The organism is Patiriisocius sp. Uisw_047, assembly GCF_047730165.1.
Classification (GTDB): Bacteria; Bacteroidota; Bacteroidia; order Flavobacteriales; family Flavobacteriaceae; genus Patiriisocius.
The window spans coordinates 632055-649624 of sequence record NZ_CP159834.1; the positions used below are offsets into that span (position 1 = coordinate 632055).

General features: G+C 38.1%; 10 protein-coding genes. 7 read left to right on the top strand and 3 right to left on the bottom strand.

Annotation, left to right across the window (positions count from 1 at the left end; translation table 11 throughout):
* The first annotated feature begins 13 nt into the window (after positions 1 to 13).
* Entirely contained in the window at positions 14 to 1807 is a 1794-nt protein-coding gene (locus ABXT71_RS02860) for a 1-deoxy-D-xylulose-5-phosphate synthase (protein WP_415372338.1), read from the top strand.
* Between the two features lie 31 nt (positions 1808 to 1838).
* Here ABXT71_RS02860 and ABXT71_RS02865 read toward each other — a convergent pair whose 3' ends face one another.
* Positions 1839 to 4517, bottom strand: coding sequence for a T9SS-dependent M36 family metallopeptidase (locus tag ABXT71_RS02865; protein ID WP_415372340.1), 2679 nt, complete (start codon positions 4515 to 4517; stop codon positions 1839 to 1841).
* A gap of 111 nt (positions 4518 to 4628) precedes the next feature.
* Positions 4629 to 5969, bottom strand: a complete 1341-nt coding sequence (dgt, locus tag ABXT71_RS02870; protein WP_415373055.1) for a dGTP triphosphohydrolase — start codon at positions 5967 to 5969, stop codon at positions 4629 to 4631.
* A 177-nt stretch (positions 5970 to 6146) separates the two neighbouring features.
* Between dgt and ABXT71_RS02875 the strand changes: the two genes are divergently transcribed.
* Complete coding sequence (locus ABXT71_RS02875) at positions 6147 to 8936, top strand: outer membrane beta-barrel protein (RefSeq protein ID WP_415372342.1); 2790 nt, start codon at positions 6147 to 6149, stop codon at positions 8934 to 8936.
* 35 nt (positions 8937 to 8971) lie between these two features.
* Positions 8972 to 10915, top strand: coding sequence for a hypothetical protein (locus ABXT71_RS02880; RefSeq protein ID WP_415372344.1), 1944 nt, complete (start codon positions 8972 to 8974; stop codon positions 10913 to 10915).
* Positions 10916 to 10988: 73 nt separating this feature from the next.
* Here the strand turns inward: ABXT71_RS02880 and ABXT71_RS02885 are convergent, their stop codons facing one another.
* Positions 10989 to 11369 carry a toxin-antitoxin system YwqK family antitoxin gene (locus ABXT71_RS02885; protein WP_415372346.1) on the bottom strand — a complete coding sequence of 127 codons (381 nt, stop codon included), beginning with the start codon at positions 11367 to 11369 and terminating at the stop codon, positions 10989 to 10991.
* A gap of 377 nt (positions 11370 to 11746) precedes the next feature.
* Between ABXT71_RS02885 and ABXT71_RS02890 the strand changes: the two genes are divergently transcribed.
* The 4 genes from ABXT71_RS02890 to ABXT71_RS02905 all read left to right on the top strand — a co-directional run bounded on the left by ABXT71_RS02890 (position 11747) and on the right by ABXT71_RS02905 (position 17369).
* Positions 11747 to 12949: a porin gene (locus ABXT71_RS02890; protein ID WP_415372347.1), complete on the top strand. Its 1203-nt coding sequence runs from the start codon at positions 11747 to 11749 to the stop codon at positions 12947 to 12949.
* Between the two features lie 64 nt (positions 12950 to 13013).
* On the top strand, positions 13014 to 15260 hold the full coding sequence (locus tag ABXT71_RS02895; RefSeq protein WP_415372348.1) for an inorganic phosphate transporter: 2247 nt from the start codon (positions 13014 to 13016) through the stop codon (positions 15258 to 15260).
* A 147-nt stretch (positions 15261 to 15407) separates the two neighbouring features.
* Positions 15408 to 16547: a chromate efflux transporter gene (chrA, locus tag ABXT71_RS02900; protein WP_415372349.1), complete on the top strand. Its 1140-nt coding sequence runs from the start codon at positions 15408 to 15410 to the stop codon at positions 16545 to 16547.
* 102 nt (positions 16548 to 16649) lie between these two features.
* Positions 16650 to 17369: a DUF6503 family protein gene (locus ABXT71_RS02905; protein WP_415372350.1), complete on the top strand. Its 720-nt coding sequence runs from the start codon at positions 16650 to 16652 to the stop codon at positions 17367 to 17369.
* Positions 17370 to 17570: the final 201 nt, after the last annotated feature.

Consider the following 17570-nt stretch of genomic DNA (forward strand, 5'->3'; position numbering starts at 1 on the left):
GTATCTTTGCTTTGTGAGCACTACCCTACTTCATAACATCAACTATCCAACAGATCTTAAAAAGCTCTCTGAAAACCAATTACCTCAACTCATTCAAGAGTTACGCGACTTTATTATTAAAGCCGTAGCGACTAAAGAAGGACATCTAGGTGCAAGCTTAGGCGTTGCAGAACTTACCGTAGCGCTCCACTATGTGTTTAACACGCCAGAAGATAAACTAATCTGGGATGTAGGGCATCAAGCCTATGGGCATAAAATTTTAACGGGACGCAGAGAAAATTTCGACACAAACAGGAGACTACACGGTATTTCTGGCTTCCCAAAAATGAGTGAAAGCACCTATGATGCTTTTGGGACGGGTCATAGCAGCACTTCTATTTCAGCGATACTAGGGATGGCGATGGCGGCAAAACTGAAAGGCATTCACAGACAACATGTAGCAGTCATCGGCGATGCCTCAATTGCAAGCGGGATGGCGTTTGAAGCCCTCAATCATGCCGGTGTAACAGACACTAACATGCTAATCATTCTAAACGATAACGCTATCGGGATTGACCCAAGTGTGGGCGCTCTAAAACAATATTTCACAAAAGTAACATTGGATGGCGCTCCAGAAACAGACAACATTTTTGAAGCACTTAATTTCAATTATTCTGGCCCCATAGACGGCCACAATATTGAAATACTTATTGCTGAAATGCGTCGACTCAAAAAAATAGCAGGCCCAAAATTACTGCACATAATTACCAAAAAAGGAAAGGGACTCAAGCAAGCAGAAGAAAATCAAATTACCTATCACGCTCCGGGAAAATTTAACGCAAGCACTGGAGAACTTGAACCAAAAAACAGCAATGGTTTAGCACCAAAATTTCAAGATGTTTTTGGTCTTACGCTCGTAGAGCTTGCAGAACAAAATAAAAATATTGTCGGGATTACACCCGCAATGCCTACGGGTAGCTCTCTCAAATATATGATGGAACGTTTTCCAGAAAGAGCTTTTGATGTTGGGATTGCAGAACAACACGCTGTGACTTTAGCGGCGGGTATGGCAGCAGATGGAATGCAGGTGTATTGTAATGTATACTCCACCTTTCTACAAAGAGCGTACGACCAAGTGATTCACGATGTATGTTTGCAAAACCTTCCTGTGATTTTCTGTCTTGATAGAGCGGGAATTGTGGGCGAAGATGGAGGGACGCATCACGGCATATTTGATATGGCGTTCTTACGATGCATTCCAAACTTAATGATCTATGCGCCTAGTGATGTCATTCAATTAAGAAACATACTCTATACGGCTCAATTAGGGCTTGATCATCCTATTGCAATTCGCTATCCTCGTGGTCGCGGAGCGATTAAAAACTGGCAACAGCCTTTCAAGAAAATTGAAATAGGCAAAGGACAGGTTTTAAAAACCGGAAAGGAGATTGCTATTCTCACTACAGGAAGCATAAGAAGAAATGTTGAGCAGGCGATTGCTGCTCTCACTGCAGATGACCAACTACAGATAGGACATTATGACCTGGGCTTTATTTCTCCCCTAGACCACGTGTTATTGACAAGCATATTTCAGCAATACGACACTGTGATCACAATAGAAGATGGAGTCATCCAAGGTGGTTTTGGGACTGCTATTCTCGAGTTTTCTGCGATGCATTCCTTTAAAAATAATATGCAGTGTTGGGGTGTAGACGGTTATTTTCCGGAGCAGGGGACTATTGCAGAACTTCACGAAGAAGCCGGAATTTCTGCCACTGCAATACGCACGAAACTCCAGAAAATTTTGGCACAAAAAAAGGCTCCCTAAATGGAAGCCTTTAATATTATAAACGTAGTGACTATTCTTTGATCAACTTCGTTGTGTGCGTGTAATTCTCACCTTCAATATTTACAATATAGATACCCGTATTTAAACCCGCAGTGCCTATTATAGCAATATTCTCTAGCGTGATATCTTGTGACAACACCTTTCTACCATTTAAATCATAGATAGCAATCGTCACATCACCTACATTAATTTTAGTTCTAATATTTACATCTCCGTTTGTAGGGTTAGGAAAAACAGTAAAGTTAGCTCCCAAGCCATCACCAAAGTTACCTGCGGCAAGTATACAATTAGGACCTGCAGGAACATCAAAGTTCTCTACTTGATCAAATCGGTCAAATCTACTCCCTTGATCTGCAGCTACACCAAGACCTCTTGCTGCAAATGTTTCCCAGATAAGACATCTGTTTACGCCGCCATTTGCAAGCTCATCTGCCATTAATATTCCATCACGACCGCTTACAAACCCCGGATTACATTGCTGCAATTTTAAACCATCAACAATAAGTTGAAATGCAATATTATTACCACCAGTACCATTATACGTGTCTGGATCAAATCCATACTCATCTACAAAAGCCCACGTCAAATCCCATATCATCGTTGCCCATACAGAACCTACACCGTGTGGTGCACTTTCTGTAGGACTATTAGAAGATGCATACGTAAATGGATTGAGCGTAACATCTGTTGTGTAAGGGTTTGTTCTAAGACCTAAACCTCCAGATCCTTGGCCTCTAGAAAAAGTACCTATACCTCTAGGGTCTTCTGCATTGTCTCCAGCTTCCATAGTCATAATTAATGCAAGCCAATCACTCCATCCCTCTCCCATCTGTTCTGTATAACTTCCTGCAACACATTGGCCATTTTCAACTTGTGTACACGGTGTTAAACAACCCGCATTACCTGCTCCACCAGTAAGTCTCGTAGAAAGTCCATGTCCATACTCATGAGCAACTATTTCTGCATCTAAAGAACCATCTCTTTGGTTCGAATCTAGACCACTACCATCATCAAAAAGAGACCCATTAACGGTATCACCATTTTCTAATGCAGCTATTATTATTTCCCCTTGTTCCTGAAAAATCATTACAGAAGGAATACCAAGATCTGTGGTAGTTGCACCTCCTTGCATGATTGGATCAGTTGTAACATTATTTACAATAATTACAGCTACTGCACCCGCAGCCTCTGCTGTTTCAACTTTCAAGGTGAAATTACACGCACCCCTGCGGATCACGGCAATTTTTCCATTTAAAGCTGCAGCATTTGTCAATGGGTCACAGGCATCATTTTCATCTGTAGAAGCACCAGCATTATTGTCAACAGCTAGCGCAAGGTCTGCCGTTAATGGCACGTCTGTTGGTAATAGTACTGCGTTTCCAGTAAAATTTGAATCAAACCCTAGATACCCTCCTGCCAGAGGTCCCGCGTTAATCGTTAAAAGTTCATAAAGAATCTCTCCAGGACCATTCCATAAATACATCTGCATTCTCCCATTAATTCCATCTGGTGCGACAGAAAAATTTGCATTATTTGTACCTCCTCCGTCTTGCGCTTGGGCAATCACAAAATCTGCACCATTACCACCATTGCCATAATTGTTTTGTTGAAAATTACCACTGGCTTCATCAAATCCATACTGGTACAATACATCGTGAATAATATTGTTCCAGTAAAAAAGGTTTACTGTGGAAGCAGCAGTATAGTTTCCTGGATCTTGAGGAAGATCATATGGGAAATTAAACTGTAAAACATCACCACCTTCTGGTGACACTCCTGTTGTATTGTTATTACCATCTAGATCTTCATAAGCGTGTACATTATTACCACGAGTAATCGTAAATTCTGGGCCTGGTACTCCGTTTGTATCATGCCATCCAAAAGGTGATGCTGTAATGTCTTCTGGCGAAAACACTAGCTGCTCATTTGTCTCGTCTGGATTCTCTGCTGGAAAAGGAAATACATTATAAGAAGCACCTCCTGCTGCCACGTCTGCCGTTGTCGTTGTTTTGTTTTCAGCAAACAGTATGCTTTGTCCGTGACCACCATGATTATGTGGGCTTGTGTCAAAAGAACAACTAAGTACCCAATCTTGGCTATTTAAAACAGCACCCGTCATTGCATCTACTCGTACGCTGTAATAATGCGCTCCAGAAATAACATCAATGCTCACGTCCCAAGAAAGCCTTAATTCATTAGCGCTCACTTTTTGATACACAAGCTTTACAGGAATCGTACTGGCCGAAATTAATCCACTAGAAAACACAAACTCATTCTCATTAGGATTAGCAAGTTGTTCTATAGCACCTAAACGACCTAAGTTTAATTGCTGTGCTGCGGCGCCAATTGCATCTTGTGCCGTTATGGCAGGTGTTGCTCCGTTTACATTTTGTCTAGAATCTTTTTCAAAAGATAGCGCTGTATTCATCACCTCATTACCGCGTATTGCGATAGGAGAAGCGGTATTATACACCTCAATATCATTTACCGTTTGTAGCACATAAACAGTGGTCACATTCATGCTTTTTGAAACCGCCTGTGAACTCACTTTAAACGTAGCCACATCTGATGATCTTAAATCATATGCCGCAACGTTCTCTGATAAATGTTCTGTAATAATCTGCGTGTAATCCTGACCAAAGCTCATCATTGATGCGAATATGAACACTGGGAATAGTAATTTTTTCATCTTGTTTTATTTTTGATTGTTAAAAATACGAGGAATTTATAGAAGTATCTGAGATTTACTATTTAATTGGCACACATGAAATCGTGAATATGAGAATATTATTAGACCGGTTTAAAGATTTCCATTTATTTTCTGAAATATCTGCAATGCGTTTCCATCTGTTAGCCCAGAAACATACGCACAACAAGCCATTAGATACTGATACACCGTTTGTGGCTCTTTTATAGAAGCATCAAATTGTGAGAGAATTAAGTGATCATAATGCCGCAACCCTTTGTTATCGTGATAATTTTCTAATGCTGATGTAAACGTATCTAGTAGGGTATCTAGTATTTTATATCCCGCAACTTCCTTTTCAATTACCTCCGTACTTTGATATACTTTTTCTACTGAAATTTTAATAATATCGTCTATTTGTGCTTTATAAGAACTCTTTTCTAATAAAGACTGTGTGAAGGAGCCGTCAAGAATGGCTACTTCATTATCGATGAAAATTTGCGTAGCTTCTTGTATGAGCACCCCTATTGCTAGAGATCTTAGGTATGCCAGTCTATCTGACACAATGGTAAGGCTACGATATTTCTTAGTATCGATCGTGTTTTTTACGAGCTTTATAAGATACTCAAGTGCAAACTCTTCTTCAATAAGACCAAGATTGATCCCATCTTCAAAATCGATGACCGTATAACAAATATCGTCTGCTGCTTCTACTAAAAAAGCTAGTGGATGACGGTTATAACTTAAGTCTCCCTCTGCACCTCTTTTTGTCAAACCTAACTCATCTGCGACTTCTATGAAGAAGGTGGTATCACTCTGGAACACGCCATATTTTTTATCTGCAATATGGTTGGTTGGTTTTTCAGGTAACGATTCTTTAGGGTATTTAGTAAAAGCACCCAACGTTGCATAGGTTAATCTTAAACCGCCTTCTACTCCGTTTTTACTTTCGGTAAGGATTTTGAATCCGTTGGCATTTCCTTCAAAGGTGATGAGGTCTTGGTATTCTTTATCTGTGAGATCTTTCTTGAAGCGCTGCCCATTTCCGTGTAAAAAATAATCGCCAATTGCTTTTTCTCCACTATGACCAAAGGGTGGATTCCCAATATCATGTGCCAAAGAAGCCGCCGCGACAATAGCACCAAAATCATTAAAAGTATAGCCATGTACTTTATGCAAAGCAGGGTGCTTATCTAAAATCGCCTTACCTACGGTGCGCCCTAAAGAACGTCCCACCACAGATACTTCTAAGCTGTGCGTAAGTCTAGTGTGCACAAATGATGTTTTTGACAAAGGGATTACTTGTGTTTTATCCTGAAGACTTCTAAAGGCTGATGAAAAAATAACACGGTCGTAATCTACCTCAAATCCTAGGCGCGTTTCGTTTTCTTCTATGCGTAATCGTTTGTTTGTAACTCCCTGTTTCCGTAATGAAAGAAGCTGTTCCCATTGCATCATATTGCTTGTTTTAATGTGATGGCAAGATAATCATTTGTGTACAATTTTTTGGGCCCTTAAACTTTCTAAAGTACTTAACATTAAGATAACCTACTCTTGACATAAACTTGATTTTTGGGTAACATGAACTTTACAATGCGTTCGCATCTTTGCATCAGAAATATAACAAAAATAATGATCAAAATTTTTACCGCAGTACTGCTTATGTTTAGCGCCACCCTTCTTGCTCAAGGAACTGGATCTATCGCTGGGAAACTTACAGACAAGGATTATAATGACGAGCCGCTGCCTTTTGCAAATATCCTTTTAAAGAATACAGAAAAAGGAACCACATCAGATTTTGATGGATTATATGTGCTAGACAACCTCATTGCTGGTGACTACATTGTCGAAGTGAGCTATGTAGGGTATGAGACTTTAGAGATTCCAACAACTATTGTTGCAGGTCAAGTGAATACCATAAATGTAATTATGGGAGCTAGTGCTGCTGCATTAGACGAGGTAGTTATTACCGCAACGTTGCGCAGAGAAAGTGAAGTTGCTTTATTACTAGAACAAAAAAAAGCTACAACCATTAAAGAGAGTATCGGTAGCGAACAGCTTTCTAAGCTAGGTGTTAGCGATGCCGCTGGTGCTACCACAAAAATTTCTGGGGTATCAAAAACAGATGGCACTGGAGATGTATTTGTACGTGGTCTTGGTGACCGTTATTTGTACACCACACTAAATGGATTGCCTATTCCGTCAGATGATATAGAGCGCAAGAACATTGATCTAAGTCTTTTTACCACGCGATTAATTGAAAGTATTGATGTGAGTAAAACTACGTCTGCTGGATTATCTGCAGATCAATCTTCTGGAAATATTGATGTGAGTTCTAAAAGGCTGAATGGTCGTAAAGAATTATCTGTTAGCGCAAATAGTTCTATTAACACCAACGTAATAGGTGAGGGTGTCTTCGGAAATTTTAAGGGCTCCCCAAATAGCGAAAATATCACAGCAGGTTTTTATTCAAGAGACCTCTCTACCAGAAACGCATTATTACAAGAATCTTGGAGCCCTGTTACTTCTTCTACACCTATTAACCGCTCTATCTCTGTAAATGGAGGGACTAAAATAGGAGACAAAACCAAGGCATTCTTCAGCGCAGGACAATCAACTAATTTTGAGTATCGCGAGGGCATCTTCAAACAATATCGCTCTAATTTTATTGACGACACTATTCCAGATGCAATTACCTGGAAAAAGACACTAGCAACCGCTGCGCTTGCCAGTGTAGAGCATAGAGTGAATGAGAATAACAAAGTAGAGTTATTAAGTTTATTAATTAACAAAGTGGAAGACGAAGTATTTGAAGGAGGAAGGTCTGGTACGGCGACCATCTTTGAAGAAACTGATGAAGGAGAAGCTTTTCAATTTATCAGAGATCAAAATTTAAAAAAGACACTTGCTTCAATCACCCAGCTACTTGGTTCAAATAAATTGAGTGAGAAGAACACACTAGACTGGGGGATAGGCTTTAACTATTTAAGCGCAGATGAACCAAACCGTATTCGTAATGAAGTGAATTTTAACTTCGCAAATGATGAAGAGCTATTGCAGTTAGGTACTACTGGAGGATTTCAGCAAAGAAAAAGCATACAGATAATTGAAGACGTTGAGTACAATGGTCGTATAAATGATGAGTGGATATTTACAGAAGGAGAAACTAATAGTTTTAAGCTAGATTTTGGCGCAAACTATAGAAATAAAGAACGTGATTTTGGCTCGCAATTTTATGGTATCGAAGAAACGTTTACAAATGCTATTAATCCATCCTCAATTGATGACCTCTCTTCAGTTTTTACACAACAGAATTTAAACAATGGATTAATTAAAATAAATCGTCTAGAACCAGATCTATATAAGGGAAACCTAGAATCTAAAGCGGGGTATCTTGAAGCAACAGGAGTGACTGGAAAATTTACAATTCAAGGTGGACTTCGCTTCCAAAGCGATGAAATAAATGTAGAATATGCTGTTAATAATATTCCAGGAAGGAGAGGTAGCGCTAATAAAGAGTACACTCTGTTATATCCATCTGTAAACTTAAAATACGCTCTAAACAACAAATTTAATGTGCGTTTTGCAAACAGCTACACAACTACATTACCAGAATTTAAGGAGATTGCTCCTTTTGAATACGTATCTCCTACAGGCCAAGTAACAAGAGGTAACCCAAATATTGAAGCCTCAATAAACCGAAACTTTGATCTTAAATTTGAGTATTTTCCATCTAAAGATCAGTTGATATCTATCACTGGTTTTCACAAGAACATTCAAGACCCTATCAACAAAGTACAAGATAGAGGCTCTGCCGGTATTTTCTCTTACTTTAATGCGGGAGATGAGGCTAATATATACGGTATTGAGCTAGACTCTCGCATCAACATCATTGATGGAGATGACTCTGAAACACCTAATTTAAAGTTTAATATGAATGCTACCAGAATGTGGCACAAACAAGACTTAAAAGAAATATTTGACGAAGACGGAAATTTTATAAGAACCTTTAGATTCAACAATAAGACTGACATAGGCCTACAGGGCGCTTCTAATTGGATTATAAACGGTGCATTAAGCTTTGACACAAATACAGATTTACCTTTTGAAGCTACAATATCTGGAACTTTTGCCTCAGATAGAATTTACGCTTTAGGAAGTCCAGAAATACAAACTTCTGGTGATGTAAACTATAATGAATCTATTGTAGAAAATGGATTTGTAGTACTAGACCTTATTCTAGGAAAACAACTTACAGAAAATTTAAAAGTAGGAGTTACTGCAAAAAACCTACTAAATCCAGAAATAAAAAGAACTCAAGAAATAAGAAATCCTAACACACCTACAGTTGTTGGCAATGAGACTATTCTCTCTTACACTCGAGGAGCGCAACTAGGAATAAATATTCAATATCAATTTTAATTTTAATAAATCAAACCTTCAATTAACTAAAAACTATGAAAAATTTAAGAAAATTATCTGCTTTTTTTGCTATTTCAGCATCGTTGTTTCTAGCTTCGTGCGATAGTGACGACAATTTTGACAACTCCACAGATGACGGAGTTGAATCAGATTTTACCCTAAATGGGAACCAAGACTCAAGCCGTGTGCTTGACCCTTCTCAGTCGTACTCTCTAGAAGGTACTTATACTGTCAAATCTGGCACAAAATTAACAATTCCTGCTGGAGTTGTAATTGTTTCTGAGACAGGAACAGACAAGTATATTGTTGTAGAGAAAGGGGCCGAGATTGATATTCAAGGTACTTTCGATTTACCTGTAATAATGAGAACTCAAAATAGCAATCCAGGAGAATGGGGTGGCTTAGTATTATTGGGGGAAGCTGTTACCACAGAAGGTGTTGATGCCATTGCAGAAGTAGGTGGATTAATCTATGGCGGAACCAATAACTCAGATTCATCTGGAAACATCAACTACCTTATCATTAAAGGTGCAGGAGCGCAAATTAATTCAGAATCTCAATACAACGGTTTAACACTATATGCCGTAGGTAGCGGAACAACAATAAACAATATTGCTTTAATGGATGGCGCTGATGATGGTGTTGAATTTTTTGGCGGTACTGTTTCTATCACTAACCTATACTCAGAGAACAATGAAGATGACTCTGTAGACTGGACAGAGGGATGGAGTGGATCTATCACTAACACATATGTAGTGCACAGTAATGATGGATTCTCAACCGCTATTGAAGCAGACGGTGATAACGGGAACCCTACAATTACAAACTTCACTGCCGTCTCTACTGCAGGTGGAACAGCGCTACAGTTTAAAAAGATGAGTGGAGCCACTATCACAGGGTTATCATTAACTGGATATGAAACATCTATCGATATGAAAGATGATGGTCCTTTATCAAATGTACAAATAGAGGGACAAGATGGTGACCCTTTTAATGGATACACTACTACAAGCTCAGTTGATTTTGCATTGTTTGATTGGGTGAACTCTAATCAAACTGGAAACGCATCATTATTACAAGGTGTTGTTACTGAAACTGTAACACTTAACGCATCTGTAGCATACACGTTAACTTCTTCTTACATCGTTCAAGATGGTGGAAAATTAATTATCCCTGCTGGAACTAAAATCACTGCAAACGCTGCCGGTACTTCTGTATATATCGCTGTATTAAAAGGTGGTCAGATAGAAATAAACGGAACAGCAACTAATCCTGTAATTATGTCATCTGCTTCTGCAACTCCTGGAGATTGGGGTGGATTAACTATTTGTGGAGATGCACCTACAACAGAAGGTCTTAACGCAACTGCTGAGATAGGTGGGTTTATTTACGGCGGCAACAATGCTTCTGATGATTCTGGTTCAATTAATTACTTAGTAATGTTAGGTACTGGGGCTCAAATTAACTCAGAATCTCAATATAATGGGATCTCTTTCTATGCTGTAGGTTCTGAAACAGAAGTAAACAATATAGCTATCATAAACGGTGCTGATGATGGTGTTGAATTTTTTGGAGGTACAGTTAATGCAACTAACCTGTACTTAGAAAACAATGAAGATGACGCAGTTGATTGGACTGAAGGCTGGAGTGGAATACTAAATAACACTTATATTTCTCATACAAACGGAAACTTCTCCACAGCTTTAGAAGCAGATGGTGATAATGGTAATCCAACTATTAACAATTTTACTGCAATCACAACGGATCCAGGAACAGCATTACAATTCAAAAAAATGTCTGGAGCTACAATGACCAATGTGCTTTTATCAGGATATGATGTTAATGTTGATATGAAAGATGACGGTCCACTAGCTAATATTATTGTAGATGGAACTCCACTTATATCTGAAGACGACAATGTATTTAACGGTACAGCAGTTGATATCTCTGGATGGGCTTGGATTATGTCAAGACTATAAATTTTAAAATTAGCCAAAACAAAAAAAGGAGACCCGAATGGTCTCCTTTTTTTATTTGAGTAAATTCTAAGTATTAAGGTTTGTTAATTACTACTCTTGTGTCGGTAATTGCATACGTTTTTACTTCAGCAATGCTCGTATTTGTATAGGTAACTTCTTTCATTTGACTTCCTTGATAAAATAACCAAGTTCCCACTTTAGTGCCATTACTATAATTTCCTACGGCTGTTTTATTTCCTTCATTATCATAGCTTATCCACTCACCTTCCAGTTTATTACTTGAAGTATATTTTCCAGTTTGTGCAACCACACCATTATCATGGTAGATAGTTGCCTCTATCTGATCCCCATTTTTTACATAAGAATTCTTTTTAGTACCAGTAGATGAACAAGCTTGCGCATAGACCATCGTACCACTTAAAATCATAGCGAGAACAAACATTAAATTTTTCATAAGAATAGGGGTGTTAAATTGATAACATAAAATTAATACAAATTTTACAATTACACAACCTTTTGGTAACATTAAGTTAACATTGAGAAATTAAAGGGTTATTTTTCAGTTGTTTACGTGTTCCTTAATGTTGATTTTATTTCGTTTGTTTAATAATATTCCTGTAACACGAACAAAGATATTAGTGCGTTTCTTTACAGTGTCTTTCTATAAGACAGCACAAAATCAATTAGTTTTTGTCGACTAGATACTGTGTGTAGGCTGTCCTTTTAGGGCAGCCTTTTTTTTATTTATCACCCTATTCTTAAACTTTTAATAACATAGGACTCTAACATAAAACGCACCTTTGCACTCGACAAAAACTAAAATTGATTTATATGATTACTAGAACTATTCTAGGACTTGCAACATTTTTATGTTGTTTTACCCTGACTGCACAAGAAATAAGCGACACCACTTTTGGAAAAGGACTTATTAACTTCACAGCAAAAGATAGTACATTTAGTGTAAAATTTGCACCACGTATTCAAGGTCGCTATATAGCAAGTATGGACTATAACGGGACAGATTATGATGACGCAGATTTAAACTTTTTAATAAGAAGAGCAAGATTAAAATTTAGTGGTTTTGCGTATTCCCCTAAGCTTAAATACAAAATAGAGCTAGGGCTTTCAAATAGAGATATTTCCGGAGCAAACCAATACAATAGAAATACGCCACGATATATATTAGATGCCGTAATCATGTGGAATTTTTATGAAAATTTCGAATTATGGGCTGGACAGACTAAACTCCCAGGTAATGTAGAACGTGTCGTTTCTTCTGCAAACCTGCAACTTATAGATCGCTCCATTTTAAACAGTCGTTTTAATATTGATCGCGATGTGGGTGTGCAATTACGTCACCATACTGCCTTAGGAGGTGATTTTATCATGCGCGAAAAAATAGCCTTATCTCAAGGTGAAGGAAGAAATGTTACTGAAGGTAATGAAGGTGGGCTGCAGTATACAGGTCGTGTTGAGTTTTTACCCTTCGGAAAATTTAAATCTAAAGGAGATTATTCTCAAGGTGATTTAAAGCGGGAAGACACACCCAAACTTATGGTAGGATTCACCTATGATTTTAATAACAATGCCGTGAAAACGAGATCTAATCTTGGTTCTTATATGACCTTGAGTGATGGCTCTCTTTATGAAACAAACATAAGCACCTTTTTTGCAGACGCGATGTTTAAATACAAGGGGTTCGCTTTTATGGGAGAATACGCAAATAGAGATGCATCTGCTCCTGTAGCCGTAAATCTTGACGGTACTGAAGCCGGAAGTATCGTCACAGTAGGTAATGCATTAAATGTACAAGCGAGTTACTTGTTTAAAAGTAATTATGAGCTAACAACACGTTACGCTACAATAAACTACGATGCTATTACCGGAAATGATACGCAGGCTCAATACACCTTAGGAGTCTCTAAATATGTAGTGGGACATAGTTTAAAAATACAAGCAGACGTGAGCTATGGGACCTTAGATGGAACTCAAGATAACGTACTGTTTAGAACTGGATTTGATTTACACTTTTAATAACAATTTGGTAACAAACGGCTCAATCATTATTGTGACCTTTGCCAAAATTATATAAACAACTATGGATAATATTTACTTATTAATGTTAGTGGCTTTGACCATTCTTGCGGTACTAGATATCGTAGTAGGAGTTAGTAATGACGCTATTAATTTCTTGAATTCTGCAATAGGGTCTAAGGCGCTCTCCATGCGTACTATTATGATTATTGCCAGTTTAGGTATCTTCATTGGAGCCGTATTTTCTAGTGGCTTAATGGAAGTAGCTCGTAAAGGAATCTTTATGCCAGGCGAATTTTATTTTGACGAGATCATGGTCATATTTATGGCTGTAATGATCACAGATATCTTATTGCTTGATTTCTTTAACACACTTGGTTTACCAACGTCTACAACAGTATCCATCGTATTTAATTTATTGGGTGCAGCCGTGGTTATGTCTTTGATTAAGATAGGCGCTAATGATCAAGAATCAGTTGCAGATCTTGGTAAGTACATCAATACGGACACTGCTTTAACGATTATTGGAGGTATTTTGTTATCTGTTTTTATTGCATTCACCGTGGGTGCCTTAGTCCAATGGATTTCTAGAATGATCTTTACTTTTCAATATGAGAAGAAAATGAAAAACTTCGGAGCTATTTTTGGTGGGGTCGCTCTTGCGGCAATCACTTATTTCATCTTCCTTAAAGGCCTAAAAGGGACGCCTTGGTATAGCGGCCTTAAAGGATATATAGAAGGTAATGAGATTATCATTTTAGGAATTAGTCTTGTGTTCTGGACCTTATTCTCATTTGCATTTCAGAAAATAGTTAAAAAATCAATTTTATTAGTTGTTATTGGAGTAGGTACTTTTGGTCTTGCACTAGCCTTCTCAGGTAATGATTTAGTAAACTTCATTGGAGTACCAATGGCAGCGTACCATTCTTATGAAGCGTGGTCTGTATCTGGCATTGACCCTACTTTATTCTCAATGAATGTTCTGAACAAAAAAGTACCGGCTGAGCCGCTTTTACTATTCATCGCAGGAGCAATAATGGTTGCCACTTTATGGTTATCTAAAAAAGCAAAAACAGTTGCCGAAACAGAATTAAGCCTCTCTAGACAAGGAGAGACGCACGAAAAGTTTGAGCCTAACGCACTTTCAAGAGCGGTAGTAAAAGGAGCTGGTTATTTATCTCTAGGAGTTGGCTTTCTTATACCCTCTTCTTTAAAAGATAAAATGAGCAGTAGTTTTGATAAGCCTCAAGCCGTTGCACTCACTAAAGATCAAAGTATAGATGCACCTGCATTTGATATGATTAGAGCTTCTGTAAACTTAATGGTTGCGGGTATTTTAATTTCGATTGCTACTACCTATAAACTGCCTTTATCAACAACCTACGTAACTTTTATGGTAGCGATGGGTACTTCACTTGCAGATAAAGCTTGGGGACGTGAGAGCGCTGTGTACAGAGTTGCTGGTGTTCTTAATGTAATAGGTGGATGGTTCTTTACGGCCTTTGGCGCTTTTGTTGCCGCAGGTATTGTTGCTTTTTTAATCAACTGGAACAAAGAAGTAATGATCCCTATTTTATTGCTTTTAACAGCCGTATTGTTAGCACGTAACTACCTAAATCACAAACGTAAATCGAACACTACTATAGACCCTAGTAAACTTAAAAAGAGCGAGAGCAGCACGGTACAAGGAATAATTTCTGAAAGTGCTCATAACATTTCAAATGTAATTTCTAGAACAAATAAAATTTACACAGACGTACTTAAAGGACTGGCAAAAGAAGACAGTTCTACGTTAAAGAAGAGTAAAAAAGGAGTTGAGAAATTAGAATCTGAAGTAGAAGACTTAAGAGATAACATCTTCTATCTTATAAAGAATCTAGATGAAACAAGTGTTCGCGGTAGTAATTTCTACATCACCATATTGGCTTACTTAACTGACATCGCTCAATCACTCGAGTATATCTCAAAGAAGAGTTACAAGCACATAAACAATAATCATAAAAAGTTACGTTTCAGTCAGATTAAAGATTTACAAGAAATTGATGACAAGTTAAGTTCTATGCTTACTGAAATAGTAGAAGTATTTGATAGCGGGAAGTTTGAGAGAATTAGCTATGTATTATCTCGCAAAGAAGAAATAAACAATCAAATTGCAGAAAAAATACACAAGCAAATAGAGCGTACTCGCACAGAAGAGTCGAGCCCTAAAAACACCTCCTTGTACTTCAATATTTTATTGGAGACTAAAGATTTAGTAAATGGTGTGATGAACTTAATGGAAGAATATTACACAAGTTACAAGCGAGAGTAATAAAATACCTCGGGGCAAGCCCAAGTGGTGTTCATATCTCAAAAAAGAAATTCTCTAATTCCAAAAGGAGATATATTCACTTTATTCCATTAATTAATAAGCCCCATATTTACAGTGTAAGTATGGGGCTTATTATATTTTTAAACTATGTCAAGCAACAGTAAATTAAAAGAAGTCGCACTCGTTTTTTTTAAACTAGGTTGCTTTGCTTTTGGAGGTCCGGCTGCGCATATTGCGATGATGGAAGATGAAGTGGTCACCAAGCGTAAATGGATGACGCGCGATCATTACTTAGACTTAATAGGCGCCACAAACCTCATCCCAGGACCTAATAGCACAGAGATGACTATGCACTGTGGTCACGAGCGCGCCGGGAAAAAAGGACTCTTTGTTGCAGGCATATCATTTATATTCCCTGCGGTTTTTATCACAGGTCTTCTTGCCTATCTCTATGTAAATTACGGGACGCTTCCAGAAGTAGCGCCTTTTATAAAAGGGATTCAGCCAGCGGTTTTAGTCATTATTGCATCTGCTATATTAAAGCTTGGGAAAAAGGCTTTAAAAAACTGGGAGCTCGCCATTATTGGAATCTTAGTCCTAGCAGCTAGTCTATTGGGCATTCACGAAGTGGTCGCATTATTAATTGGCGGACTTCTCGGCGGGCTATATTTCTTTCTGAAAAGTAAAACGCGTGGCAAAACCCTTTCAAGTGTTGCCCCATTACTCTTGCCTTTTTTTACTTCGGAAACGTTAACTCACATTGGAACGCTCAAGATATTTTTAACCTTCTTAAAAGTAGGTAGTATTCTCTACGGAAGTGGTTACGTACTTTTCGCCTACCTAGACGCAGAACTCGTTGCCACAGGACTCCTAAGTAATGCAGAACTGTTAGACGCCATAGGAATTGGGCAATTTACACCAGGCCCTGTTTTATCTACCGCTACATTCATAGGGTATCAATTAGGTGGATTCTGGGGCTGTATCGCAGCAACTGCAGGTATGTTTTTACCCTCCTTTTTATTCGTCCTTATCTTAAATCCTTTTATCCCTAACATGCGGAAATCACGCATACTAGGGTATTTCTTAGACTCTGTAAACGTCGCTGCGGTTGCTGTGATGTTGGCTGTGCTTGTTACGATGAGTAGTGCCACCTTAATAGATTGGCAATCGATTTTAATTGCCATTGTTTCTATATTATTCGTTTTTGGCCCAAAAAAGATTTCGGTAATTTGGGTAATTATTATGGGTGCTGTTCTTGGATATTTGGGTATCTTTTTGCCTTTCTAAACGTGAGCAGTAAGACTGTTACGATAAAAGAGGAAAGACGAAAGACTTTCTTTTGCAGTCGTTTCATACACATCTAGCAAAACCAATCAAAAACACCTAAGCATGAAAATTAGCACCCAGCAGACCTTACTATTTATTGTTACGCTTGTATGTCTCACCTTCTATAACACTATGAATGCTCAAGAATTAACGGGTGCTGAGTTATTAGAAAAGGCGATTAAATATCACGATCCTTTTAATCACTGGAGCCAATTTAACGGAAACCTTAATATCACGATGACAATGCCTGAGGGGGCTCCGAGAGTTAGCGATGTCGCTATTAACTTACCTGAAGAGTATTTCAGCGTTACAGCCGTGAGGGACACAACGTCGACCACATACACGCTACAAAAATCTATTTGCACCACTTCTATTAAAGAAGCACCAGAAGAAGGGGAAAGAACACCTTGTGAGACTGCAGCTCTTTACAAAAACTACTATACCTACCTCTATGGTCTTCCTATGAAGCTAAAGGATGATGGCACTCACATTTCCGAAGTCGTAGAACGAAAGTCTTTTAAAGGAAAAGAATATCTCGTGCTTAAAGCCAGCTATGATGAAGCAGTAGGTAGCGATGTTTGGTATTTTTATTTTAATCCAGAAACCTACGCCATGGAGATCTACCAGTTTTTCAAAACAGAAAATGGTGCCATGAAAAAGGACTCTGGTGAGTATATTTTATTATCAGAGCTAACAAGTATCAACAAAATAAAATTTCCGAAGATACGTGCTTGGTATTATAATACCGATGATAAATATCTAGGGACTGACACCCTAAATTAATAAAATTAAAAGGTGACTCTGCTCTTATTCCCTAAGCCTATATCGCTCATTATTGAGGTGTTTTAAACACTGGATTTAAGGGTGTAGTTTTATAATTTAATGCCCCTTTAGGAGTGAATAAAATTTGTAACACTGCGTGTCAACTAACAACATACAAATAAGGGCGCCTACCTAATCTTCCCACAATACAAACTAAAGTTA